Source organism: Azohydromonas sediminis (genome assembly GCF_003574675.1).
Taxonomy (GTDB): domain Bacteria; phylum Pseudomonadota; class Gammaproteobacteria; order Burkholderiales; family Burkholderiaceae_C; genus Calidifontimicrobium; species Calidifontimicrobium sediminis.
The window spans coordinates 279283-304088 of sequence record NZ_QOAZ01000001.1; the positions used below are offsets into that span (position 1 = coordinate 279283).

Here is a 24806-nt window from a genome sequence, read left to right on the forward strand (position 1 = left end):
GTCAGAACGTGCGGACCTTCGGCGGCACCGACTCGACGGTCAGCGGCTTGAGCTGCACCGGCTTGTACTCGAGGCGGTTGCCCTCGGCGTACCACAGCGTGTGCTTCAGCCACTCGCGGTCGTTGCGGCCGAGCGGGCAGTCGGGGTCGTCGGCGCCGCGCTCGTAGTCCTTGACGGTGTGCGCGCCGCGGCACTCCTTGCGCGCGGCGGCCGACACCATCGTCGCTTGCGCGGCTTCGATCAGGTTCTCGACTTCGAGCGCCTCGACGCGCGCCGTGTTGAAGACCTTGCTCTTGTCCTTGAGCGTGATCGCCTTGACGCGCTCGCGCAGCGCCGCGACCTTGACCACGCCTTCGTCCATGCTCGCCTGCGTGCGGAACACGCCGGCGTGCTGCTGCATCGTCTTGCGGATGTCGTTGGCCACGTCCTGCGCGTACTCGCCGCTCGTGCTCGCGTCGAGCCGCGCGAGCCGCTCGAGCGTGCGGTCGACCGCGTCCTTCGGCAGCGGCTTGTGCGCCTTGTCGGCGCGCTTGAAGCTGTCGACGATGTGGTTGCCGGCCGCGCGGCCGAACACCAGCAGGTCGAGCAGCGAGTTGGTGCCCAGGCGGTTGGCGCCGTGCACGCTGACGCACGAGCATTCACCCACCGCGTACAGGCCGCCCACCACCGCGTTCGGGTCGCCGCCCCGGGGCACGACGACCTGACCGTGGATGTTGGTCGGGATGCCGCCCATCTGGTAGTGGATCGTCGGCACCACCGGGATCGGCTCCTTCGTGATGTCGACGTTGGCGAAGTTGTGCCCGATCTCGTAGACGCTGGGCAGCCGCTTCATGATCGTCTCGGCACCCAGGTGCGTCATGTCGAGGTGGATGTAGTCCTTGTTCGGACCGCAGCCGCGCCCTTCCTTGATCTCCTGGTCCATGCAGCGGCTGACGAAGTCGCGCGGTGCGAGGTCCTTCAGCGTCGGCGCGTAGCGCTCCATGAAGCGCTCGCCGTTGGCGTTGCGCAGGATCGCGCCCTCGCCGCGGCAGCCCTCGGTCAGCAGCACGCCGGCGCCGGCCACCCCGGTGGGGTGGAACTGCCAGAACTCCATGTCCTCGAGCGGGATGCCCGCGCGCGCGGCCATGCCCAGCCCGTCACCGGTGTTGATGAAGGCGTTGGTGCTCGCCGCGTAGATGCGCCCGGCGCCGCCGGTGGCCAGCAGCGTGACCTTGGCCTCGAGCACGTAGACCTCGCCGGTCTCCATCTCGAGCGCGGTGACGCCGAGCACGTCGCCGTCGGCGTCGCGGATCAGGTCGAGCGCCATCCACTCGACGAAGAACGTCGTGCGCGCGCGCACGTTGCGCTGGTACAGCGTGTGCAGCATCGCGTGGCCGGTGCGGTCGGCCGCAGCGCAGGCGCGCTGCACCGGCTTCTCTCCGTAGTTGGCGGTGTGGCCGCCGAACGGGCGCTGGTAGATCGTGCCGTCGGGGTTGCGGTCGAACGGCATGCCGAAGTGCTCGAGCTCGTAGACGACCTTCGGCGCCTCGCGGCACATGAACTCGATCGCGTCCTGGTCGCCGAGCCAGTCGCTGCCCTTGACGGTGTCGTAGAAGTGGTAGTGCCAGTTGTCCTCGCTCATGTTGCCGAGCGAGGCGCCGATGCCGCCCTGCGCCGCCACCGTGTGCGAGCGCGTCGGGAACACCTTGGACAGCACCGCGACGTTGAGGCCGGCCTCGGCCAGCTGCAGCGACGCGCGCATGCCCGAGCCACCGGCGCCGACGATCACGACGTCGAACTTGCGGCGCGGAAGAGACGTTCCGATGTGCATTACAGCCTCCACAGCACTTGAACGGCCCACCCGGCGCAGCCGAGCAGCCACACGAGGGTCAGCACCTGCAGCACGAGCCGCACGCCCACGGGCTTGACGTAGTCCATCCAGATGTCGCGCACGCCCACCCACACGTGGTACAGCAGCGCGATGACGACGACGAAGGTCAGCAGCTTCATCCACTGGGCGGCGAAGATGCCGCTCCAGCGGTCGTAGTTCAGCTCGCCGGGCAGCAGCAGTTGCACCAGCAGGACGAGCGTGAACAGCGCCATCAGCGCCGCCGTGACGCGCTGGCTGAGCCAGTCGCGCAGCCCGTAGTGCGCGCCGACGACGAGGCGCTTCGATCCGTAGTTGACAGCCATCGCAGTGACCTCAGTAGATGCCGAACAGCTTGGCGCCCAGCAGCAGCGTCAGCACGATGCTCGCCGCGAGCGTGAACAGCGCCGAGCTGTGCCCCTGCGCCTTGCTGACACTGTGCGTCATGTCCATCCACAGGTGACGCACGCCGGCGATGAAGTGGTGCAGGTAGGCCCAGATCAGCGCCAGCACGACGAGCTTCAGGAACCAGCCCGCGAACGGCCCGATCCCGGCGACGAACGCGCTCGTGAACGCGTCGTACGACGCCTGCGACGAGACGCTGGCGTCGAACATCCAGATCACGAAGGGCAGCAGCACGAACATCAGCGCGCCGCTGATGCGGTGCAGGATCGACACGATGCCGGCGGGCGGCAGCCGGTATTTGACGATCTGCGTGACGTGGATGTTGCGGTAGACCGGCCGCGCGCGAGAAGACGGGGAAGGTGAAGCCATGTCGGTTCGTCCTGGTGCGCCGCGCGGCGCCCCGCCTGAGGCGGCGTTCGCGTCGCGCGAAACCTTCGAAGTTTATTGCAATGCAGCAGCGTACGAGAGCGGCCCGACGCGGGCCTGACAAGGGCGCCGCGTTCTTCAGCTCAGCTCGTTGCGGTAGTGGTGGTTCGTCGTGTCGTACAGGCCGCGGCGCAGCTCGACGCGCCGGTCGCCGTAGGTGAATGCGATGCGCTCGACGCTCAGCAGCGGCGCGCCCGGCGCGCACCCGAGCAGGGCCGCCGCGGTGTCGTCGGCCGCCACCGCGCGGATCTTCTCCTCGGCGCGCACCATGTGCACGCCGAACTCGCTTTCGAACAGCCGGTACAGCGGGCCGCGCCACTCGGCCAGCCGCTCGGCGCTCAGCCCCTTGAACAGTGCGCCGGGCAGCCACAGGTCGTCGAGCACGACGGGGCGGCCGCGAAACGACAGCAGCCGGCGGATCTGCACGACGGCGTCGCCACTGCGAAGGTCCAGCGCGCGGGCGACCTCCGCCGGCGCACGCAGCCGCCGGCAGTCGAGGAAGCGGCGCTCGAGGCGCTCGGCGCTGCCGTCGTCGGGCACCAGGCGCAGGAAGCGGTACTGCACCTGCGCCTCGGCGTGGGTGGCGACGAAGGTGCCCTTGCCCTGGCGGCGCACGAGCAGGTTCTCGGTGGCGAGTTCGTCGATCGCCTTGCGCACCGTGCCCTGGCTGACCTTGAAGCGCTGGGCGAGTTCGGTCTCGCTCGGAATCACCTCGCCGGGCTTCCAGTCGCCGGCCTGCAGCGACTGCGTGATCAGCGCCTTGATCTGCTGGTACAGCGGGCTGAACGCGGGCGTGGCACCGGCGGGGTCGGCGGTGTTCGGCACGGGCATGCCCGCATTGCACCACAAGCGCGCCCGCGCGTCCACGTGGTCCGATCTCTTATATAAGACAACAGATAGCGTCATTGGCCGCGCGCGGCGCTCGGCTGTAAGCCGCCGTGTAAGGCGGATGGGCCTACACTGCGCGCCTCGGCGACGGCCTCGCCCGGCGCCCCTGCGTCCACCCTCTTCCGGAGCCTCCACCATGAGCAAGAAGCCCGTTCGAGTCGCCGTCACCGGCGCCGCTGGCCAAATCGGTTACGCCCTGCTGTTTCGCATCGCCGCGGGCGAGATGCTCGGCAAGGACCAGCCGGTGATCCTGCAGCTGCTCGAGATCCCCGACGAGAAGGCGCAAAAAGCGCTCAAGGGGGTGATGATGGAGCTTGAGGACTGCGCCTTCCCGCTGCTCGCCGGCATGGAAGCGCACAGCGACGCGACCAAGGCATTCAAGGACACCGACTACGCGCTGCTCGTCGGCGCGCGCCCGCGCGGACCGGGCATGGAGCGCGCCGACCTGCTCGCGGCCAACGCACAGATCTTCACCGCGCAGGGCAAGGCGCTCAACGCCAGCGCGAGCCGCCACGTCAAGGTGCTCGTCGTGGGCAACCCGGCCAACACCAATGCGTACATCGCGATGAAGTCGGCGCCCGACCTCGACCGCCGCAACTTCACTGCGATGCTGCGCCTCGACCACAACCGCGCGCTCTCGCAGATCGCCGCCAAGACCGGCAAGCCGGTGTCCAGCATCCGCAAGCTGTGCGTGTGGGGCAACCACAGCCCGACGATGTATGCCGATTACCGCTTCGCAACGATCGACGGTGCCTCCGTCAAGGAGATGATCAACGACCCCGTCTGGAACAAGGACGTGTTCCTGCCCACCGTCGGCAAGCGCGGCGCGGCGATCATCGAGGCGCGCGGGCTGTCGTCGGCCGCGTCGGCCGCCAACGCGGCGATCGACCACATGCGCGACTGGGCGCTGGGCACGAACGGCGAATGGGTCACGATGGGCGTGCCGAGCAACGGCGAGTACGGCATCCCGAAGGACGTGGTGTTCGGCTACCCCGTGACCTGCGCCGGCGGCGACTACCGCATCGTCGAGGGCCTGCCGATCGACGAGTTCAGCCAAGGCTGCATCGACAAGACGCTGGCCGAGCTGCTGTCGGAACAGGACGGCGTCAGGCACCTGCTCTGACCGCGGCACCCCCGCTCCCGGCCCGCGGCCGGCAGGTGCGCAGCCTGCCGGCCGCCTTGCTTCGCCCCCCACCCCGCGCCACAGGACACGCCCGCCGATGACCGCCTCGTCCCCTGTCCACCCGCGTGAGGTGCTGTTCGGCGCCAATGAACGGCCGGCGTCGCTGCCGGTGTGCGACCACTACGCCGGCGTGCCCGAACGCATGCGCAAGAGCCTCGAGCTGCAGGCCGAGCTCGGGCCGGTGTTCGACGTCACGCTCGACGGAGAGGACGGCGCGCCGGTGGGTGGCGAGATCGAGCAGGCGCATCGCATCGCCGAGCTCGTCACCTCGCCGCCGAACGTGCACGGCCGCGTCGGTGCGCGCGTCGTGCCGGTGTCGCATCCGGCTTTCCTCGGCATGGTCGAGGTCATCGTGCGGCGCGCCGGCGCGAGGCTCGCGTACCTGATGATCCCCAAGGTCGATGGCCTGGCCGACTTGCAGGCCGCCGCACAGGCGATCGACCACGTCGCGCGCGGCGCCGGCATCGAGCGTCCGATCCCGCTGCACGCACTCGTCGAGACGCACGGCGCGCTGCGCGACGTGCACGCGCTGGCGGCGCACCCGCGCATCGAGTCGCTGTCGTTCGGGCTGATGGACTTCGTCTCGGCGCACCGCGGCGCGATCCCGCAGTCGGCGATGAGCGCGCGCGGCCAGTTCGAGCACCCGCTCGTCGTGCGCGCCAAGCTCGAGATCTCCGCCGCCTGCCACGCAGCCGGCAAGACGCCGTCGCACTGCGTCGTCACCGAGTTCAAGCACCCGGCCAAGCTGCAGGAAGCCGCCACCCGCGCCGCGCGCGAGCTGGGCTACACGCGCATGTGGAGCATCCACCCGGCGCAGGTGCGGCCGATCATCGACGCCTTCACGCCGAGCGCGGCCGAGGTCGACCAGGCGATCGAGATCATCGCCAAGGCGCAGGCGGCGCACTGGGCGCCGATCAGCCACATGGACACGCTGCACGACCGCGCCAGCTACCGCTACTTCTGGCAGGTGCTCGAGCGCGCGTGGCGCACGTCGTACGCCGGCGGCCCGCAGCTGCCCGCCGAGGTGCGGCGCGCCTACTTCGAGCCCGACGCCTGACGCTGCGCACCGCAAGCCGCGCCGGTTCCGCCACCGGGCGACCAAAACGAGAAATGTGCCCGCTGCGCAACATCCGGATTCACCTGATCCGGCGCACACGATCACAATGCGCCCATCGCGCCACCGGGAGCCCATCGATGAAGCGTCTCGCCCTGATCGCCGCCGCCGCCCTCGCCCTGCCGGGGCTGGCCTGCGCCCAAAGCGCCGGCACCACCGCGAAGGTGGCTGCGCCACAGACCAAGGCCAACCGCATCGCCGTCCAGCCCGCGCGCAGCGCCGCGCCGGCGCCCGCCTTGGCGCCGGTGGACCTGCCGCCTGCCGGCGGCGAGCAGATGGCCGCCGCGTCGATGGCGTACTACGGCGAGTACCAGTGCGAGTTCAACCAGACGCTCAACGTCGCGATGAACCCGCGCCACGACGGCTACCTCGACGTGTCGTTCCGCAACCGCACCTACACGATGAAGCCGGTGCTGTCGCACACCGGTGCCGTGCGTCTGGAGGACGTGCGCGGGCAGATGCTGATCGTCCAGATCGCGACCAAGTCGATGATGATCGACACCAAGCTCGGGCAGCGCGTCGTCGACGGCTGCATGCACGAAGCGCAGCGCGTCGCGGCCGCCAAGCCGCGCAGCGGCGGCGGCATCGGCATCGAGCAGGCGCCCGACGCCCCGGCGACGACGGCCGCGCGCTGAGCGCCACCGCCCGCCCGACCCGAAGCCCGCCGCCGGCGGGCTTCGTCGTTTCATGGACCGCGTCAGAACGTGCCCGGGTACGCGCCGCCGTCGATCAGCAGGTTCTGGCCGGTCAGATAACCGGCGTGCACGCTGCAGACGAAAGCGCACAGCGCGCCGAACTCGTCGGGCGTGCCGAAGCGCCGCGTCGGGTTCAGCGCGCGGCGCTCGTCCATCACGGCCTCGATGCTGCGTCCGCTCTTGGCCGCCGCGCCCTGCATCGTCGCGCGCAGGCGGTCGGTGTCGAACGGGCCGGGCAGCAGGTTGTTGATCGTCACGTTGCGCGACGCGAGCCGCGGCTGGCGCGCGAGGCCGGCGACGAAGCCCGTCAGGCCGCTCCTCGCGCCGTTGGACAGGCCCAGGATGTCGATCGGCGCCTTGACCGCGCCCGACGTGATGTTGACGACGCGCCCGAAGCCGCGCTCGGCCATCGCATCGACGGTGGCCTTGATCAGCTCGATCGGCGTGAGCATGTTGGCGTCCAGCGCGGCGATCCATGCGTCGCGATCCCAGTCGCGGAAATCGCCCGGCGGCGGGCCGCCGGCGTTGTTGACGAGGATGTCGACCTGCGGGCACGCCGCCAGCGCCGCCGCGCGCCCGGCAGGCGTCGTGATGTCGCCGGCCACCGTGCGAACGTCGACGGCCGGGTTCAGCGCGCGCAGCTCGGCCGCGGTGGCCTCCAGTACCTCGACGCCGCGCGCCGTGATCACCACGTGCACGCCCTCGCGCACCAGCGCCTTCGCGCAGCCCTTGCCCAGCCCCTTGCTCGCGGCGCACACCAGCGCCCACTTGCCCTGCAGTCCCAGCTCCATCGTCGTTCCCCGTCGTCTTCGTCGTCCGTCCCGTGGCGCCGTCAGCGTGATCGCGTGAGCAGCCACACGCCCAGCAGCACGAGCACCGTGCCGGCGGCGACCCAGGCGTTGAACGGCTCGCCCAGGATCAGCACGCCCATCGCGACGGTGCTCATCGGCCCGATCATGCCGGTCTGCGACGCCAGCGTCGCGCCGATGCGCTCGATCGCCATCATCACCATGATCACCGGCGCGAAGGTGCACGCCACCGCGTTGAGCACCGACAGCCAGATCACCTCGGGCGCCACCGTCCACGCCGCGTCGAGCGGGCGCAGCAGCGCGAACTGGCCGATGCACAGCAGGCACGCGACCGTCGTCGCCAGCCCCGTCAGCCGCAGCGAGCCGAGCCGGCGCACCTCTTCGCCGCTGTAGACGAGGTAGACCGCGTAGCTCACCGCGCTGCCGAACACCAGCGCCGCACCGAGCGCGACGTTGGGCCCCTCGAGCTTCGCCTCGTGGCCGAACACGAGCGCGACGCCGGCGTAGCTGACGGCCAGCGCCACCAGCTCGCGCGCGCCGACGCGGCGCCGCAACAGCAGCGCGCCCAGCAGCAGCACCAGCGTCGGGTTCAGGTACAGGATCAGCCGCTCGAAGCTCGCGCTGATGTACTGCAGGCCGAGGAAGTCGAGGAAGCTCGCGAGGTAGTAGCCGCTGAAGCCCAGCGCGGCGACGACGCGCCAGTCGCGCGCCGTCAGCGCCGGCCTGCCGCGCCCGGCCCACCACGCGAGCAGCACGAACAGCGGCAGCGCGAACAGCATGCGCAGCATGATCAGCGTCACCGCGTCGACGCCGTGGCGGTACGCGAGCTTGACGATGATCGCCTTGCCCGAGAACGCGATCGCACCGCCGGCGGCCAACAGCAGCCCCGGCCACAGTGGCGAGGCGACGCCCGGCGTCGGGGCGGCGGCGACGGGCGGCGTCGGCATGATGGGCGGCGATGGTAGCCGCGCGGCGCCCACGCCGCCGGCGGGCCCGATCGGCGATCATCGCGCCGCCCGCCTGCCACGAACGCCCGACGAGGAGCTCCCGATGACCGCCTGGCACAGCCGCTACTGGGCCGACCACACCAGCGAGCAGCTCGCGCGGCTGCCGCGCGAGCGGCTGATCGCCGTGCTGCCGATCGCCGCCACCGAGCAGCACGGCCCGCACCTGCCGCTGTCGACCGACTTCGCGATCGCCGACGGCCTCGTGGCGGCGACGATCGCCAAGCTGCCCGAGGCGCTGCCGGTGCTGTTCCTGCCGACGCTGCCGTTCGGCAAGAGCAACGAGCACGCGCGCTACCCCGGCACGCTGACGCTGTCGGCGCACACGCTGATCGAGCTGTGGATGGAGGTGGCCGCCGGCGTCGTGCGCAGCGGCGTGCGCAAGTTCGTGTTCTTCAACACGCACGGCGGACAGATGAACCTGATGGACGTCGTCACGCGCGACCTGCGCGAGAAGCACGGCGTCGTCGTGGTGGCCACCAACTGGACGGCGCTCGGCCTGCCGCCGGGGATGTTCGACGCGCACGAGCTGCGCCACGGCATCCACGGCGGTGACCTCGAGACGTCGGTGATGCTCGCGCTCGCGCCGCAGCACGTGCGCATGGACCGCGCGCAGCACTTCCGCTCGCTGACCGAGCAGTTCGCCGACGACCACCGCTTCCTGTCGATCACGAACACCGGCAAGCTCGGCTGGCAGACGCAGGACCTGAACCCGCTGGGCGCCTGCGGCGACGCCACGCGCGCCAGCGCCGACAAGGGACGCGCCGTGATCGACCACGTCAGCGACCGCTTCGTCGAGCTGCTGCACGAGGTCGACCGCTTCGACCCCGCGCGGCTCGCGCACGACCCGGCCTGGCGCTGAGGTGGGCGCGTCAGAACGCGGCGCGGGCGCGCGCCGCGAGGTCGACGGCCGCGCCGGTGCACGCCGCGCCGCCTTCGGCCGCGGCAGCGTCGGTGACGGCGGTCTCGACGTCGAACAGCGCCGCCACCGACGGCGGCACGAAGCGCGTCAGCGACGCCCACACGTGCCGGTCGCCGAGCCGGTGCTGCGCCGTGACGTGGAATCGCTGCGGCACCAGCAGCGCGAGGTGGCGCTTCGCGCGCGTCATCGCGACGTACAGCAGCCGGCGCTCTTCCTCGATCTCGGCGGCGCTGCCGGTCGCGAGGTCCGACGGGATGCAGCCGTCGACGGCGTGGAGCACGCAGAGGGCGGCCCACTCCTGGCCCTTGGCGGCGTGGATCGTCGACAGCACGAGCCAGTCCTCGTCGCGGTGCGGCGCGCCGGCCTCGTCGCTGGTGGCCTGCGGCGGGTCGAGGGTCAGCTCGGCGAGGAAACGCTCGCGGCTCGGGTAGCCCGCCGCGAGCCGCGCGAGCTGCTCCAGGTCCGCCAGCCGCACCGCGGCGTCGTCGTGCAGCCGCTCGAGGTGCGGGCGGTACCACTGCAGCGCGCACGCGACATCGCCGGGCCAGTCGCCGGTGCGCAGCGCGGCGGCCGCGGCCAGCCACGCCGCCCAGTCGGTGGCCGCGGCGCGCGGCGCATCGAAGTCGTGCATCGCCTGCACCGGGTCGCCGGACTGCGCCATCGCGTCGACGAGCCTGCGCGCGTGCGCCGGCCCCATGCCCGGCACCAGCTGGGCGACGCGCAGGCCCGCGAGCCGGTGGCGCGGGTTGTGCACCCAGCGCAGTACCGACAGCAGGTCCTTGACGTGCGCCGCCTCGAGGAAGGCGAGCCCGCCGTACTTGACGAACGGGATGTCGCGCCGCGCCAGTTCCAGCTCGAGCGCCGCGCTGTGCTGGGCCGCGCGGAACAGCACCGCCTGCTGCTTCAGCGCGAGCCCTTCCTCGCGCCGGCGCAGCACCTCGTCGGCCACCCAGCGTGCCTGCGCGGCTTCGTCGGCCACGGCCACCAGCCGCGGGCGCTCGCCGTCGCGGTCGCTCCACAGCGACTTCGCGAAACCCTCGGGTGCGAGCGCGACCACGGCGTTGGCCGCCGCCAGCAGCGGCTGCGTCGAGCGGTAGTTGCGCGTCAGCGTGACGACGCGCGCCGGCGGCTCGAACTGGCGCGGGAAGTCGAGGATGTGGCGCAGTTCGGCACCGCGAAAGCCATAGATGGCCTGCGCGTCGTCGCCGACCACCGTCAGGCCGCGCCCGTCGGGCTTCAGGCCGCGCACGATCGCCGCCTGCAGCCGGTTCGTGTCCTGGTATTCGTCGACGAGCACGTGGTCGAAGCGCGCGCGCACGGCGCCGGCCAGCGACGGCTCGTCGAGCAGCAGCTGCCAGTACAGCAGCAGGTCGTCGTAGTCGAGCAGCTGCTGGCGCTGCTTCTCGGCCACGTAGGCGGCAAACAGCCGGCGCAGCTCGTCCTCCCAGCCCAGGCACCACGGGAACGCGTGGCGCACGACGGCCTCGACCGGCTCGCGCGTGTTGACGGCGCGCGAATAGATCGCCAGACACCTGCCCTTGAGCGGGAACCGCCGCGCACTGGCCGCCAGCCCCTGCTCGTGGCGCACGAGACCCATCAGGTCCTCGGCGTCGCCGCGGTCGACGATCGTGAACGCGGGCGCGAGCCCGATGCGCGGCGCGTGCTCGCGCAGCAACCGCGCCGCGACGGCGTGGAACGTGCCGGCCCACGGCAGCTGCGGCGCCGCCAGCGTGGGCGGCAGCCCCAGCGCGGCATGCAGCAGACGCGCTGCGCGCTGCGCCATCTCGTGCGCGGCGCGGCGCGAGAACGTCAGCAGCAGCACGCGCTGCGGGTCGGCACCGGCCAGCACCAGCTTCGCGACGCGCGCCGCCAGCGTCGCCGTCTTGCCGGTGCCGGCGCCCGCGACGACGAGCAGCGCCGGCGCCGACGCGTCGCCGACGCCGTGCTCGGCCGCGGCGCGTTGCTCGGCATTGAGCACGGCGAACGGATCGCGGCGGTCGAGGACGGCAGCCATGGCAAAGCCGCGAGCATACTGGACGGGCATACAGAGGCGCGCGAACCCGAGGGCCGCACCACCGGCGCGACGCATAGACTGCGTGCCGCATGGACGGCGCCGCCACGATCGACGACGACCGCGCCGCGGTGCTGGCGGCACTGCAGGCGCTGGCCCCCGAGGCAAACCTGGCGGCGGTCGATGCCACGCGCGCGCTGCGCGCGCAGGTCGACCTCGACTCGCTGGACTGGATCAATCTCCTCGACGCGGTCGGCGAGCGGCTCGGCGTGCCGCTGGACGGCGCGCGCATCGCGCCCGACGCGTCGCTCGACGACCTCGCCGCCGCGGTACGGCGCCAGCGCGCGGCGATCGCACGCCGGCGGCAGCGCAGCTCGCCGGGCAATGCGATACCGAGAAATGCGGCGCCGGCGGACACCACCGCAGCGAAGCCCCCGCGGCCGGCGCCTCTGCCGATCCCGCGGCGCTGGCTGCGGCTGGGCCAGGGGCGCCGCGTGACGCTGCGCCCGATCACGGCTGCCGACGCGCCGCGCGAGGCGGCCTTCGTGCGCGGCCTGTCGACGGCGTCGCGCTACAAGCGCTTCATGAGCAGCCTGCGCGAACTGACGCCGGCCAAGCTCAAATACTTCACCGACGTCGACCAGCAGCGCCACCTCGCGCTGGCCGCCACCGCCACCGGCGACCGCGAGCGCGCGTGGGTCGGCGTCGCGCGCTGCGTCGCCGACCCGCAGGGCGACGGCTGCGAATTCGCCGTGACAGTGGCCGACGACTGGCAGGGCACCGGGCTGGCGGGGCTGCTGATGCGCGTGCTGATGAACGCCGCGAAGCGCCGGGGCTTCAAGACGATGCACGGCGTCGTGCTGGCGAGCAACCGGCGCATGCTGACACTGGCACGCCAGCTCGGCTTCGTCGTGCAGCGCGACCACGACGAGCCCGGCACGGTGAAGGTGCAGCGCGCGCTGTGACGAGCTGCGCTGGCACGCTGCTCACGGGCAAGGCACGCGCCACCCGCTGCTACCATCCCCGGCCCCGATCGGAGGACGCGACGATGTTCGACCACAACGAGACGCTGGACGAGGCGATCGAGCGCAACGTGCGCGACGCACTCGCCGAGGACATCGGCACCGGCGACTGGACCGCGATGCTGGTGCCGGCCGGACGGCGTGTCACGGGCCGCGTGCACGCGAAAGAGCCGCTCGTGCTGTGCGGCCGCCCGTGGTTCGACCGCTGCGTGCTCACGCTCGACCCGACGGCGACGCTGAGCTGGCGCGCCGACGAGGGCGACGTGCTCGCCGCCGGCAGCGAAGTCGTCGCGATCGAGGCCGACGCGCGTGCGCTGCTCAGCGCCGAGCGCTCGGCGCTGAACTTCCTGCAGATGCTGTCGGCGGTGGCGACGACGACGCGCGAATACGTCGACGCGATCGCCGGCCTGTCGCCGAACCCGAAGGGCTGCAAGGTGCTTGACACGCGCAAGACGCTGCCCGGCCTGCGCCAGGCGCAGAAGTACGCCGTGCGCGTGGGCGGCGGCACGAACCACCGCATGGCGCTGTGGGACGGCATCCTGATCAAGGAGAACCACATCGCCGCGGCCGGCGGCATCGCCGCGGCGCTCGAGCGCGCGCGCGCGCTCGACGCCGGCGTGCCGATCCAAATCGAGGTCGAGAACCTGGCCGAGCTCGAGCAGGCGCTGGCCGCCGGCGCGACTTACGTGCTGCTCGACGACTTCTCGCTCGACGACATGCACCGCGCGTACCGGCTCACCGCCGGCCGCGCCGTGCTCGAGGTCTCGGGCGGCGTGACGCTGGCGTCGATCCGCGAGATCGCCAAGACCGGCGTCGACCGCATCTCCAGCGGCAAGCTGACCAAGGACGTGCGCGCGGTGGACCTGTCGCTGCGCATCGACGGCACGGGCTGAGACGCCCCGCCTGCGGCCGCTCAGCCGGCCAGCCCGCGCTCGACCATCCAGCCCGCGCACAGCTCGACCGCCTGCGCGAGCAGCTCGGGCTGGCCGACGCAGTAGTGCGTCGCGCCGCGCAACACGGCCATCGTCTTGTCGCGGCTGCCCGCGGCGTCGAACACGCGCTGCGTGTGCGGCTGCGGCACGGCGTCGTCGGCGCTGTGCTCGATCGCGAGCATCGGCACCGAGATGTCCCTGGCGCAGCGCTCGCCGTGCGCGTTCGTTTGCGGCGACCACTGCGACATCCATGCACGCAGCGTCGAGAAGCGCGCGATCCCCACGGGGCCGTTGTTGACCGTCTCCGGGTCGCCGAGGAAGCAGGTGCCGATCGGGCGGTCGTTGGGGTCGAGCCGCGCGTCGAGGAAACGCGGCTCGGCCATCGTGCGGTGCGTGACGAAGCCGCGCTCCTTCTCGAGCCCGCCGCGGCGGCGCAGCGTGTCGAGGACGTCGAGCACCCAGTCGGTGCGACGGCGGATGCGCTCGCGCTGCGCGGCGCGGAAGCGCGCGATGAAGGCGTCGTCGTACGGCGGCTTGCGGTCCGGGTGGTACAGGTCGAGCTCGGGGTCACGTCGGTCGGGGTCGTTCTCGTCGAGCACGCTGGGGTCGATCCAGTCGACCAGCAGTTCGGCGCGCGAGACGTGCGCGGCCTGCAGGATGAAGCCGTCGGCCGGCAGCAGCCGGGCCTCGACGATCGAGCACGGGTCGCCGGCCGGCGTGTGCGTCACGCTCGGGCGCTCGGCCTGCGACTGGTAGAACAGTGCCAGCGACCCGCCGCCCGACCAGCCCACGAGCACGACCTTCTCGTAGCCCCAGACCTCCTTCGCGTGGCGCACGTAGGCGCCGAGGTCGAGGACGGCGTTCTCCATGATCAGCGCGCTGTCGTTGCGCGCGTAGCGGCTGCCGGCGCACAGCACGTGGAAGCCGCGCTGCGCCATCGCACGCGGCATCGGCAGCAGCTGCAGCGTGCTCGCCGGGTGCATGTAGATCAGCAGCGTGCGCGACGGCCGGCCGCGGGGCACGTAGCGCACGCCTTCCAGGTGCACGACGCCGTGCTGGCCGGCAAATCCGTAGACCTCGCGGAAGGCCTGCGCCTGCGCGTACTGCAGGTGCACCCACTCGGGCTGCACCTCGACGGTCGCCGCCGCGCTCATGCCGCCGCTATCGTTGCCGCGGCGCGCTGCGCCTTCTCGCGCGCCCACGCGTCGCACGCGGCGCGGGCGTTGGCGCGGTAGGCCGCGAGCTGCGCCGCGTCGCAGGTCGTCGCCGTCAGCTCGAGGCGCACGCCGTTGGGGTCGAAGAAATAGATCGACAGCACGAAGCCGCCGTGGTCGACCGGGCCGAGCACCTCGACACCGGCGGCCTCCAGCCGGCGCTTGGCGTCGCGCACGGCATCGGCCGAGTCGACGCGCAGCGCGAGGTGGTTGACCCACCGCGGCGTGTTCGGCGACGGCAGCGAAGCCGTGTCGTCGCCGAGGTCGAAGAAAGCGACACAGCTGCCGTCGCTCATCTCGAAGAACAGGTGCACGTAGGGGCAGTACTCGCCGGTGCTCGGCACGTGGTCGGCGCGCACGACGTGCAGGAGCGGCAGGCCGAGCAGGTCCTCGTAGAAGCGGCGCGTCTGCTCGGCGTCGCGGCAGCGGTACGCGACGTGGTGCAGGCCGCGGATCGGAGCGAAGTCGGACATGGTCGTCTCCAGGCGGTCGCACGCTCGCAGATTCAGCCCGCAAGCCCCCGCGACGCAGCGTGTGGGCGCCCGTGGCAGCTTCAGAACCCCGCGACGAGGCCGTCGCGCCGCGGGTCGCTCGCGCAGACGTAGCCGTCGACGGCCGGGTCGCCCAGGCGCCAGATGAACTGCCCGGCGCCGAAGTCCTGGTAGCTGTCGGTGAAGGTGCCCACGTCGTGGCCGAGCGCGCGCAGGCCCTCGGCGGTGGCGGCGTCGAAGCCGGGCTCGAGGTGGACCTGGCCGCCGAACACGCGCCAGCGCGGCGCATCGCACGCAGCCTGCGGGTTCTGCCCGTAGTCGAGCATGCGCACGACGGTCTGCAGGTGACCCTGCGGCTGCATGTCGCCGCCCATCACGCCGAAGCTCATCTGCGGGCGGCCGTCGCGCGTCAGGAACCCCGGGATGATCGTGTGGAACGGGCGCTTGCCCGGACCGACGACGTTCTCGCGCGTGGCGTCGAGCGTGAAGCCATGGCCACGGTTCTGCAGGCTCACGCCGTAGCCGGGCACGACGACACCCGAGCCGAAGCCCATGTAGTTGCTCTGGATGAAGCTGACCATCATCCCGCGCTCGTCGGCGGCGGTGAGGTAGATCGTGCCACCCTTGGGCGCGTGGCCGGGGCCGAAGTGCTGCGCGCGCTTCGGGTCGATCAGCTTTGCGCGCTCGGCGAGGTAGGCGGCGTCGAGCATCTGCGCCGGCGTCAGCCGCATCGCGCGCGGCTCGGCGACGAAGCGGTAGACGTCGGCGAACGCGAGCTTCATCGCCTCGATCTGAAGGTGCTGCGACGCGACCGAGTCGACCTTCAGCGACGCGAGGTCGAAGTGGTTGAGGATGCCCAGCGCGATCAGCGCCGCGATGCCCTGCCCGTTGGGCGGGATCTCGTGCAGCCGGTAGCCGCCGCCCCCGCCGCGGTAGTCCTGCCCGATCGGCGTGACCCACTCGGGGCGGTAGCCGGCGAGGTCGGCCTCGGTCATCGCGCCGCCGTGCGCGCGCGCGTGCGCAGCGAGCGCGGCGGCCACCTCGCCGCGGTAGAAGGCCTCGCCCTGCGTCTGCGCGATCAGCCGCAGCGTGCGCGCCGCCTCGGGGAACGCGAAGCGCTCGCCCACGCGCGGCGCGCGCCCGTGGGGCAGGAACGCGGCGGCGAAGCCGGGCTGCTGCGTGATCTCGGGCAGTGCGGCGGCGGCGGCCCACTTCGACTGCACGACCACCGGCACCGCGTAGCCGCGCTCGGCGATCTCGATCGCCGGCGCCAGCACATCGGCGAACGGCAGCTTGCCGAAGCGCTGCGACAGCGCGACCCACGCCGAGACGGCGCCGGGCACCGTGACCGAGTCCCAGCCGCGCTTGGGCGGCGTCTTGGCGTCGGCGCCGTACTTGCCGACGAAGTACTCGCGCGTCCACGCCGCCGGCGCGCAGCCCGACGCGTTGAGGCCGTGCAGCTGCGAGCCGTCCCACAGGATGCAGAACGCGTCGCTGCCCAGCCCGTTGCTGCACGGCTCGACGATCGTCATGCACGCCGCGGCGGCGATCGCGGCGTCGACGGCGTTGCCGCCGGCGGCGAGCATGCGCAGCCCGGCCTGCGCGGCGAGCGGGTGCGAGGTGGCCACCGCGTTGCGCGCGAAGACGGGCGTGCGCCCCGAGAGATATGGCGTGTCGTAGCTGAACATCGCAGGCAGGGTTTGGGGTGGAGAAAGGGGTCGGGGCAGGCGAGGCGCCAGCGGGCGCGGCAGCCGGGTCGCTACTCGATCGCCGCCAGCGCCGCCGCGTCGAGCACGCGGTAGCTGCGCCCGAGGCGGTCCAGCGGCTGCAGCCAGCCCTGGCGGACGAAATCGTTGACGGCGCGGCTGACCGTCTCGAGCTTGAGGTCGAGCATCGAACCCATGTCGTCACGCGAGAACAGCGTGGTCAGCGACGGGTCGGACTCGCTGCGCATCTTCAGCACCAGCTGCGCGACACGGTGGCGCGCACTGCCGAAGTTCAGCTCGGCGAGCCAGTCGTCGGCCTCGCGCAGCGAGCGGTGCCACTTCTGCATCAGCTGGTGGTGCAGCCGCGGCGTCTCCTGGTTCAGGCGCTGGATCACGCTGGTCGGAATGCGGCATACGCCCACCGGCGTCAGCGCGACGACGTCGCACTCGTACGTGGCGGCGGCCAGCGCCTCGAGGCCGATCACGTCGCCCGGGCGCAGCACGCGCACGATGCGTGCGCGCCCGTCGCTGGCCACGCGCACCAGCTTGACCATGCCGCTGCGCAGCGTCATCACGCCCTTGACGGGCTCACCGGCCTGCACGAGCGTCGCGCCAGCGTCGAACGCCAGGTCGTCGATCGGCGCGTGGATGAGCGCGAAGTCCTCTTCCTTCAGGTCAGCGAACAGCACCGACTCGCGGATGCCGCAGCGGCGGCAGTCTGCCGTGCCGCGCCACGCCGAGGCGGTCTTGATCGGGATCATCGCCGGATTATCCGGCGATGCCTCAATCCGCGTCCTGGAATGCCACTTCGCGCTTGCGCCGGATCGACGGCAGCGCGACGATGACCACCACCAGCAGCGCGGCGACGAGCAGCCCCGCCGACAGCGGCCGCGTGACGAAGGTCGACCAGTCGCCGCGCGACAGCAGCAGTGCGCGGCGCAGGTTCTCTTCCATCATCGGGCCGAGGATGAAGCCCAGCAGCAGCGGCGCGGGCTCGCAGCCGAGCTTCCAGAAGAGGTAGCCGACGACACCGAAGCCGGCCGCCATGAAGACGTCGAATGTATTGTTGTTCAGCGTGTACAGGCCGATCGCGCAGAACACCATGATCGCCGGAAACAGGAACCGGTAGGGCACCGTCAGCAGCTTGATCCAGATGCCGATCAGCGGCAGGTTCAGGATCACGAGCATCAAGTTGCCGACCCACATGCTGGCGATCAGGCCCCAGAACAGCTCGGGGTTGCCGGTCATCACCTGCGGGCCGGGCTGAATGCCCTTGATCGTCATCGCGCCGACCATCAGCGCCATCACGGCGTTGGGCGGGATGCCCAGCGTCAGCATCGGGATGAACGAGGTCTGCGAGCCGGCGTTGTTCGCGCTCTCGGGGCCGGCCACGCCCTGGATCGCGCCCTTGCCGAACGGCACGCGCGGCTCGCGCACGATCTTCTTCTCGAGCGTGTAGGACGCGAACGACGCCAGCAGCGCCCCGCCGCCGGGCAGCACGCCCAGGATCGAGCCGAGCGCGGTGCCACGCAGCACCGACGGTGCGGCCTCCTTGAAGTCCTGCCGGCTCGGCCACAGGCCCTTGACGTCTTTCGTGAACACTTCGCGGTGCTCGGCCGGGCGGCTCAGGTTGGCGATGATCTCGCCGAAACCGAACACGCCCATCGCGATGGCGACGAAGCCGATGCCGTCGGTCAGCTCGGGGATGTCGAAGCTGTAGCGCGGCACACCCGAGATCACGTCGGTGTTGATCTGGCCCAGCAGCAGGCCGAGGATGATCATCGCGATGGCCTTCAGCAGCGACCCCGACGCCAGCACGACGGCGCCGATCAGGCCCAGCACCATCAGGCTGAAGTACTCGGCGGGGCCGAACTTGAACGCCAGCTCCGTCAGCGGCGGCGCAAAGGCCGCGATGATCACGGTGCCGACGCAGCCGGCGAAGAACGAACCGAGCGCCGCCGTGGCCAGCGCGGGGCCGGCGCGGCCCTGGCGCGCCATTTGGTAGCCGTCGATCGCCGTGACGACCGAGCTCGACTCGCCGGGGATGTTGATGAGGATCGCCGTCGTCGAGCCGCCGTACTGCGCGCCGTAGTAGATGCCGGCCAGCATGATCAGCGCCGGCGTGGCGTCGAGCGCGTAGATCGACGGCAGCAGCATCGCGATCGTCGCCACCGGGCCGAGGCCCGGCAGCACGCCGATCAGCGTGCCAAGCAAAGCGCCGAAGAAGGCGTAGGCCAGGTTCTGCAGGCTCAGCGCGACGCCGAAGCCCATGGCGAGGTTGTTGAACAGATCCATCGCGGCACCCTCAACCGACGAACTTCGGCCACACCGGGATCGTCAGTCCCAGGCCCCAGATGAAGACGGCATAGCTCAGCAGCGTCAGCACGACGCTGTTGACGAGCGCCTCGAGCCAGTGGAACTCGTCGCCGGCCAGCGCCGACGTGATGACCAGCACCGGCAGCGCGATCACCATGCCGCCCCATGGCAGCAGCACGCCGAACAGGACGATCGAGCCGACGATGATGCCCAGCGGCCGCCAGCCGATGCGGCCCACCGGCTCACCGTCCTCGGTCTCGATCGTCAGCGCGCTCAGCAGCACGAGCGCCCCGAGCAGCGCCAGCAGGATGCCGAGCCCGAACGGGAAGTAGCCCGGCCCCGGGCGGGCCGACGAGCCGAAGCTGTAGCCGGTGGCCCCCCACGCGAACGCGAGGCCCACCACGACGAACATCAGACCCGCCCAGAAGTCCTTCTGGCTCTTGATCTTCATGCCTCCTCCCAGATCGACGGCGAGGCATTCTAGGCAGCGTGGTTCCCACGCCGGCTGTGGATTCCACGTAACGGGGTGGACCCGCCCGCGCGCGCCCGCAGCGCGGGCGCCGGGGCTCAGCGGTCCCAGGCGGGCGTCGTGCGCAGCACCTCGTCGAGCGTGGTGACGCCTTCGGCCACCTTCATCACGCCGGCCAGCCGCAGCGGGTGCATGCCCTCGGCGAGCGCGGCGCGGCGCAGCGCACCGGCATCGAGGGTGGGGTGCACGGCGGCGCGCGCGGCCTCGCTCATTACCAGCAGCTCGTACAGACCGACGCGGCCGCGGTAGCCGGTCATGCGGCACTCGAGGCAGCCCACCGGCTTGTACGCGCGCACGCTGCCCTTCAGGCGCCACGGCGCGGCGACCTCGTCGAGCGTCTCGCGCGTGACGGCCTCGTCGCGCACCTTGCACGCCGGGCACAGCGTGCGCGCCAGCCGCTGCGCGAGCACGCCGATGACGGTGGCCGAGATCAGGTACGGCGGCACGCCCAGGTCTGCCAGCCGCGTGATGGCGCTCGCGGCGTCGTTGGTGTGCAGCGTGCTGAACACGAGGTGGCCGGTCAGCGCCGCCTGGGTGGCCATCTCGGCCGTCTCGAGGTCGCGGATCTCGCCGACCATGATGATGTCGGGGTCCTGGCGCATCAGCGCGCGCAGGCCCTCGGCGAAGCCGAGGTCGACCGCGGGCTGGACCTGCGTCTGGTTGAACGCCGGCTCGATCATCTCGATCGGGTCCTCGATCGTGCAGACGTTGACCTCGTCGGTGGCCAGCTTCTTCAGAGTCGAATACAGCGTCGTCGTCTTGCCGCTGCCGGTCGGTCCGGTGACGAGGATGATGCCGTGCGGGCGTGCCGTCAGCTCGCTCCAGCGCTGCGCGTCGTGCGGCGCGAAGCCCAGCGCCTCGACGCCCTTAACGACGGTGTCGGGGTCGAAGATGCGCATCACCATCTTCTCGCCGAACGCGGTGGGCAGTGTGGCCAGCCGCATCTCGACCTCGCCGCCGCCGGCGCTGTCGGGGCGCTTGGTCTTGATGCGTCCGTCCTGCGGGCGGCGGCGCTCGACGACGTCCATGCGCCCGAGCAGCTTGATGCGCGCCGTCATCGCCGACATCACCGACATCGGCACCTGGTAGACGGTGTGCAGCAAGCCGTCGATGCGGAAGCGGATCGCGCCCAGATCGCGCCGCGGCTCGAGGTGGATGTCGCTCGCGCGCTGGTCGAACGCGTACTGCCACAGCCAGTCGACGACCTGCACGACGCCCTGGTCATTGGCGTCGAGCTGCCTGTTGCCCTTGCCGAGCTCGACGAGCTGCTCGAAGCTGGCGATCGGCGAGGTCTCGCCGCTCTTGGTCGCCGCCTTGACCGAGCGCGCGAGCGTGTAGAACTCGGCCGTGTAGCGCGCGATCTCGTCGGGGCTGGCGAGCACCTGGCTCACGCGCTTGCGCGTGTGCGCCTCGATCTCGGCCACCCACGCGGTGTCGAACGGCTCACAGGTGGCCACCGTGACCTCGTGCGCGCCCACCGCCACTGGCAGCACGCGGCGGCTCTCGGCGTAGCGCGCGCTCATCACGTCGGCGACGCGGCCGACGTCGACCTTCAGCGGGTCGATGCGCAGGTAGGGCATGCCGATGCGCGCGGCCAGCCACTCGGTGAGTGCCGCCGCGTCGAGCGGCTTGCCGGTCGCGGCATGGGCCAGCCCGGCGCCGCCGAGCCGCACCAGCGCGTGCAGGCGGCTGTCGCCGGCGCCGAAGCGCTGGCGCACGCGGTCGGCGGCGTCGGGGTCCACCAGCCCGTCGTCCTGCAGCCACTGCAGCAGCACGCGCCAGTCGAGGCGGCCGGACGGCACGGCCGGTGCGGGGCGGGGCTTGGCGTGGGCAGCAGGGCTCATCGGATCGGGCGCGGGCGAATCAGGCGTCGGCCGGCGGGGACGACGCAGCTGCATCTTCGGCCGTTCGTGCGCCGGCCGGCCCGCGCAGCGCCCGCGGGCGTGACATTGCGCACACGGACTGCGCGGTCACGCGTCCCGCGTCGTCCACGGCCGCACGATGCGCAGCCACTTGCGCGCCGGCAGGCCCCAGCGGTCTTCGATCGCGGCCGCGCGCACCAGCCGCACGTCGCGCTCGGGCCAGGGACGCGCGCGCGTGGCCACCGCGACCGTGTTGCCCTCGCGCGTGGGCCGCAGCGACCACAGCCAGCGCGCGCCGAACACGCGCTCGAGCCGCCGCATCGTGCGCTCGAAGCGGGCGTCGCGCCCGAACAGGTTGACCGTCATCACGCCGCCGTCGGCGAGCACGTCGCGGCACGCGGCGTAGAAGGCCTCGTCGTCGAGCACCGGCGCCGCGGCGTCGTGGTCGTACAGGTCGACGTTGAGCACCTGCGCCGATCCGCGGTGCGCCGGCGACGCCACCCACTGCGCCGCGTCGGCGTGCACCACCTGCAAGCGCTCGTCGTCGGCAGGCAGGCGGAACCAGTGCCGGCAGGCGGCGATCACGCTGGCGTTGATCTCGACGGCCGTCGTCGGCATGCGCAGCACGCCGTGGCAGAAGCGCGTGATCGTGCCGGCGCCCAGGCCGAGCTGCACCGCGTGCAGCGCGCGCACCTCGGCGGCGTCGAACCACAGCAGCCAGGCCATCATGCGCTGCACGTACTCGAGCTCGATGCGCTGCGGCGAGCGCAGCCGCATCGCGCCCTGCACCCACGGCGTGCCCAGGTGCAGGTAGCGCACCCCCTCGTGCTCCGAGATCGTCGCCTCGGCCAGCGCCTGCATCCCGGTCGCACTCATGCCAGACCGCACGCGGCGAAGGCCTCGCGCCACGCGGCGAGCTTGCGCTCGAACGACCAGCTCGCGTTGGCCGGGCTCGTCGACGGCAGACGCCACACCGGCACGCCGAGCGTGCGCGTGACGCGCATCGCGCGCGCCGACTCGCCGCCGTTGTGCGCGATCGCGCGCAGCGACGGCGTGCGCGCGACGAGGCCGGCGAGGTCGTTGGGCTGCGCGTCCTCGATCGCGCTGTCGAGGCTGCCCTCGCGCCGGCACGCGGCGTAGACGTCCCACACCGCGAGGCCGCGCCGGCGCACCTGCTCGGTGCGTTCGTCGTACGCCAACGCGAGCAGGTCGACGTCCCACAGCGCCGACAGGATGGGCCAGAAGTGGTTGCGCGGGTGCGCGTAGTACTGCTGCGCCGCCAGCGACGCCACGCCCGGGAAGCTGCCGAGCACCAGCAGCCGCGCGTGCGGCGTGACGATGGGCGACAGCCCGAGCAGCCGCGGCGGGAGGGCGACGGCGCTCATGCGACGGCGCTCATGCGACGGCCTCCGCGGCGACCGGCAGGCCCGGCAGCGCCGACAGGCGCGGCAGCACGCGCGCCGCGTTGGCCGTCGTCACCGCCGCCACGTGCTCGATGCTGCAGCCGCGCAGCCGCGCCAGCTCGGCCGCGATGCGCGGCAGCTCGGCCGGCTCGTTGCGCGCGACGTGGCCGGCGGCGCGCTGCGCCGCGGTGCGGTACAGCCACTGCGGCGGAATGTCGGGCGCGTCGGTTTCGACGACGAGCGCCGTCTCGGGCAGCGTCGCGGCCAGTTCGCGGATGCGCAGCGCGCGCTCGAACGTCATCGCGCCGCCGAAGCCGAGCGCGAAGCCGCGCCCGACGAAGGCCAGCGCCTGCACGCGGCTGCCGTTGAACGCGTGCGCGATGCCACCGCGCACCTCGACGCGGCGCAGCCCGGCGAGCAGCGCGTCGGCCGAGCGGCGCACGTGCAGGATCACCGGCAGCCCCGCGTCGCGCGCGATGCGCAGCTGCGCCAGATAGAAGCGCGTCTCGCGCTCGCGCGCCGGGTCGTCGGGCGGCGGCGGCACGAAGTGGTCGAGGCCGATCTCGCCGACGGCGAGCAGGTGCGGGTCGTCGCGGTGGCGGTGGACCGCCTCGCGCAGGCGGTCGAGGTCGTCGTCGGCGGCCTGCGGCACGTACAGCGGGTGGATGCCCAGCGCGTAACCGAAACCATGGCGGTGCGCCAGCGCGCGCACCGCGTCGAAGCCGGCGACGTCGACCGAAGGCAGCACGCATTGCACGACGCCCGCCGCGCGTGCGCGCGCGACGACGGCGTCGACGTCGGCGCCGAATTCCGCCGCGTCGAGGTGGCAATGCGAATCAACCCAGCGCACGTCGGGGTAGGGCATGCCCTGAATGATGCACGACGGCACACTGCGTGCTACCGTTGTCGCGACCTCCGGCTCCTCCGCGAGCTCGCCATGAACGCACGCAAGCCGACCCGCACGCCGCTGTACAGCCGCTCGCCGACGCGCACGGCGGACAGTGGGTCGGCGCAGGACGCGCGCACCACCGCGTCGGCGGCCGTGCCCGGCGGGTCCGGCGTGACGGCAGCGACGTCGCCGGCCGCGGGCGCAGCACCCACGCCGCCGGCGACGCGCGCCGGCGCGCTGCGCGCGCGGCTGCAGCGCGTGCCGTCCTGGGGCTGGGCCGTGTTCGGCGCCTTGCTCGTCGCGGCGCCGGCATGGCTCGGGGGTGGGCTGCGCCCGTCCGCCCCGGCGCTGACGCAGCGCCAGATCGACGCGGCGGTGCTGCACACGCTGAACACGCAACCGCTGCCGTCGGCGGCGGCCAAGGCCTACGAGGGCGTCGCGCCGTCGGTCGTGCGCGTCATCGGGCGTGCGCACCCGCCGGGCGAGCCGTCGGCGGCGCGGTCGAAGTCCGGCGGCAACGGCGGCGGCGCCAAGCCGACGACGCCCGACCAAGACGACGGCGATGACGGCGCGTCGGTGGGTACCGGCGTCGTCATCGTCGACAGCGGCGTGATCCTGACGAACCTGCACGTCGTCGCCGGCTCGCGCCACATCGAGGTCGTGTTCCACGACGGACTGACGTCGGGCGCCTCGGTGATCAACGTGATGCCCGAGAACGATCTGGCCGTGCTGCGCGCGCACCGCATCCCCGACGACCTGAAGTCGGCGACGATGCGCAGCACCGCCGACCTCAAGCCCGGCGACCGCGTGACGGCGATCGGCTTCCCGTTCGGCATCGGGCCCACGGTGTCGCACGGTGTCGTCTCGGGCCTCAAGCGCGAGTTCCGCTCGCCCGACGGCGAGCGGCTGCTGACCAACCTGATCCAGTTCGACGCGATGGCCAACCCCGGCAGTTCGGGCGGGCCGCTCGTCACCGACGACGGCGAGGTCGTCGGCATCGTCACCGCGATCTACAACCCGGTGCAGGAGCGCTTCTTCGTCGGCATCGGTTTCGCGGTGCCGATCGAGTCGGCCGCCGCCGGCGCCGGCCTGCCGCCGTTCTGACCTTCCCGCCCCCGCCCTGCCCGCCACCCGACGAA

The 24806-nt window shown here is 72.1% G+C and carries 24 protein-coding genes; 7 read left to right on the forward strand and 17 right to left on the reverse strand.

Features of this window, described 5'->3' with window-relative positions; translation table 11 throughout:
• Position 1: 1 nt before the first annotated feature.
• The 4 genes from sdhA to DRV96_RS01315 all read right to left on the reverse strand — a co-directional run bounded on the left by sdhA (position 2) and on the right by DRV96_RS01315 (position 3508).
• Positions 2 to 1810, reverse strand: coding sequence for a succinate dehydrogenase flavoprotein subunit (sdhA, locus tag DRV96_RS01300; RefSeq protein ID WP_119286813.1), 1809 nt, complete (start codon positions 1808 to 1810; stop codon positions 2 to 4).
• The gene (gene sdhD, locus DRV96_RS01305; protein ID WP_119286815.1) at positions 1810 to 2172 is read right to left on the reverse strand and encodes a succinate dehydrogenase, hydrophobic membrane anchor protein; all 363 of its coding nucleotides are present in this window, start codon (positions 2170 to 2172) and stop codon (positions 1810 to 1812) included. Before sdhD ends, sdhA begins: the two co-directional genes overlap by 1 nt.
• 10 nt (positions 2173 to 2182) lie before the next feature.
• A complete protein-coding gene (gene sdhC, locus DRV96_RS01310; protein WP_119286817.1) occupies positions 2183 to 2620 on the reverse strand; it encodes a succinate dehydrogenase, cytochrome b556 subunit in 438 nt (145 codons plus the stop codon).
• A gap of 135 nt (positions 2621 to 2755) precedes the next feature.
• Positions 2756 to 3508: a GntR family transcriptional regulator gene (locus DRV96_RS01315; protein ID WP_210756944.1), complete on the reverse strand. Its 753-nt coding sequence runs from the start codon at positions 3506 to 3508 to the stop codon at positions 2756 to 2758.
• Positions 3509 to 3701: 193 nt separating this feature from the next.
• On the opposite strand from DRV96_RS01315, the gene DRV96_RS01320 reads away from it, so the two are divergent.
• The 3 genes from DRV96_RS01320 (at position 3702) to DRV96_RS01330 (ending at position 6497) form a co-directional block, all read left to right on the forward strand.
• Complete coding sequence (locus DRV96_RS01320) at positions 3702 to 4688, forward strand: malate dehydrogenase (protein ID WP_119286819.1); 987 nt, start codon at positions 3702 to 3704, stop codon at positions 4686 to 4688.
• Positions 4689 to 4785: 97 nt separating this feature from the next.
• Positions 4786 to 5805 carry an HpcH/HpaI aldolase/citrate lyase family protein gene (locus tag DRV96_RS01325; RefSeq protein WP_119286821.1) on the forward strand — a complete coding sequence of 340 codons (1020 nt, stop codon included), beginning with the start codon at positions 4786 to 4788 and terminating at the stop codon, positions 5803 to 5805.
• A 137-nt stretch (positions 5806 to 5942) separates the two neighbouring features.
• Positions 5943 to 6497, forward strand: a complete 555-nt coding sequence (locus tag DRV96_RS01330; protein WP_119286823.1) for a hypothetical protein — start codon at positions 5943 to 5945, stop codon at positions 6495 to 6497.
• Between the two features lie 62 nt (positions 6498 to 6559).
• Here the strand turns inward: DRV96_RS01330 and DRV96_RS01335 are convergent, their stop codons facing one another.
• Together DRV96_RS01335 and DRV96_RS01340 are read right to left on the reverse strand one after the other, a co-directional pair.
• Positions 6560 to 7348, reverse strand: a complete 789-nt coding sequence (locus DRV96_RS01335) for an SDR family oxidoreductase (protein ID WP_119286825.1) — start codon at positions 7346 to 7348, stop codon at positions 6560 to 6562.
• Positions 7349 to 7389: 41 nt separating this feature from the next.
• Positions 7390 to 8313, reverse strand: a complete 924-nt coding sequence (locus DRV96_RS01340; RefSeq protein WP_119286827.1) for a DMT family transporter — start codon at positions 8311 to 8313, stop codon at positions 7390 to 7392.
• A gap of 103 nt (positions 8314 to 8416) precedes the next feature.
• Between DRV96_RS01340 and DRV96_RS01345 the strand changes: the two genes are divergently transcribed.
• Positions 8417 to 9232 (forward strand): creatininase family protein, encoded by an 816-nt coding sequence (locus tag DRV96_RS01345; protein ID WP_119286829.1) that lies wholly within the window; start codon positions 8417 to 8419, stop codon positions 9230 to 9232.
• Between the two features lie 10 nt (positions 9233 to 9242).
• Here DRV96_RS01345 and DRV96_RS01350 read toward each other — a convergent pair whose 3' ends face one another.
• Positions 9243 to 11306, reverse strand: coding sequence for an ATP-dependent helicase (locus DRV96_RS01350; protein ID WP_119286831.1), 2064 nt, complete (start codon positions 11304 to 11306; stop codon positions 9243 to 9245).
• 89 nt (positions 11307 to 11395) lie between these two features.
• On the opposite strand from DRV96_RS01350, the gene DRV96_RS18310 reads away from it, so the two are divergent.
• Together DRV96_RS18310 and nadC are read left to right on the forward strand one after the other, a co-directional pair.
• Positions 11396 to 12268, forward strand: a complete 873-nt coding sequence (locus DRV96_RS18310; protein WP_210756945.1) for a GNAT family N-acetyltransferase — start codon at positions 11396 to 11398, stop codon at positions 12266 to 12268.
• Positions 12269 to 12351: 83 nt separating this feature from the next.
• On the forward strand, positions 12352 to 13218 hold the full coding sequence (gene nadC, locus DRV96_RS01360) for a carboxylating nicotinate-nucleotide diphosphorylase (RefSeq protein WP_119286833.1): 867 nt from the start codon (positions 12352 to 12354) through the stop codon (positions 13216 to 13218).
• Between the two features lie 20 nt (positions 13219 to 13238).
• On the opposite strand, the gene DRV96_RS01365 is transcribed toward nadC, so the two are convergent.
• The 10 genes from DRV96_RS01365 to DRV96_RS01410 form a co-directional block, all read right to left on the reverse strand.
• Complete coding sequence (locus DRV96_RS01365; RefSeq protein ID WP_119286835.1) at positions 13239 to 14411, reverse strand: alpha/beta hydrolase family protein; 1173 nt, start codon at positions 14409 to 14411, stop codon at positions 13239 to 13241.
• A complete protein-coding gene (locus tag DRV96_RS01370; RefSeq protein WP_119286838.1) occupies positions 14408 to 14944 on the reverse strand; it encodes a VOC family protein in 537 nt (178 codons plus the stop codon). Before DRV96_RS01370 ends, DRV96_RS01365 begins: the two co-directional genes overlap by 4 nt.
• Before the next feature lie 80 nt (positions 14945 to 15024).
• A complete protein-coding gene (locus DRV96_RS01375; RefSeq protein ID WP_119286840.1) occupies positions 15025 to 16650 on the reverse strand; it encodes a gamma-glutamyltransferase family protein in 1626 nt (541 codons plus the stop codon).
• A gap of 71 nt (positions 16651 to 16721) precedes the next feature.
• Positions 16722 to 17429 carry a Crp/Fnr family transcriptional regulator gene (locus tag DRV96_RS01380; RefSeq protein WP_119286842.1) on the reverse strand — a complete coding sequence of 236 codons (708 nt, stop codon included), beginning with the start codon at positions 17427 to 17429 and terminating at the stop codon, positions 16722 to 16724.
• Between the two features lie 22 nt (positions 17430 to 17451).
• A complete protein-coding gene (locus DRV96_RS01385; protein WP_119286844.1) occupies positions 17452 to 18963 on the reverse strand; it encodes a tripartite tricarboxylate transporter permease in 1512 nt (503 codons plus the stop codon).
• 10 nt (positions 18964 to 18973) lie between these two features.
• Positions 18974 to 19435: a tripartite tricarboxylate transporter TctB family protein gene (locus DRV96_RS01390; protein ID WP_119286846.1), complete on the reverse strand. Its 462-nt coding sequence runs from the start codon at positions 19433 to 19435 to the stop codon at positions 18974 to 18976.
• Between the two features lie 116 nt (positions 19436 to 19551).
• Positions 19552 to 21357, reverse strand: coding sequence for a type IV pilus assembly ATPase TfpB (tfpB, locus tag DRV96_RS01395; protein WP_119286848.1), 1806 nt, complete (start codon positions 21355 to 21357; stop codon positions 19552 to 19554).
• Positions 21358 to 21483: 126 nt separating this feature from the next.
• Entirely contained in the window at positions 21484 to 22251 is a 768-nt protein-coding gene (locus DRV96_RS01400) for a spermine/spermidine synthase domain-containing protein (protein WP_119286850.1), read from the reverse strand.
• Positions 22248 to 22760: a DNA-deoxyinosine glycosylase gene (locus tag DRV96_RS01405; protein WP_119286852.1), complete on the reverse strand. Its 513-nt coding sequence runs from the start codon at positions 22758 to 22760 to the stop codon at positions 22248 to 22250. Before DRV96_RS01405 ends, DRV96_RS01400 begins: the two co-directional genes overlap by 4 nt.
• 10 nt (positions 22761 to 22770) lie before the next feature.
• Positions 22771 to 23643 (reverse strand): TatD family hydrolase, encoded by an 873-nt coding sequence (locus DRV96_RS01410; protein WP_119286934.1) that lies wholly within the window; start codon positions 23641 to 23643, stop codon positions 22771 to 22773.
• Positions 23644 to 23715: 72 nt separating this feature from the next.
• Between DRV96_RS01410 and DRV96_RS01415 the strand changes: the two genes are divergently transcribed.
• Positions 23716 to 24771: a S1C family serine protease gene (locus DRV96_RS01415; RefSeq protein ID WP_119286854.1), complete on the forward strand. Its 1056-nt coding sequence runs from the start codon at positions 23716 to 23718 to the stop codon at positions 24769 to 24771.
• The last annotated feature ends 35 nt before the right edge of the window (positions 24772 to 24806 follow it).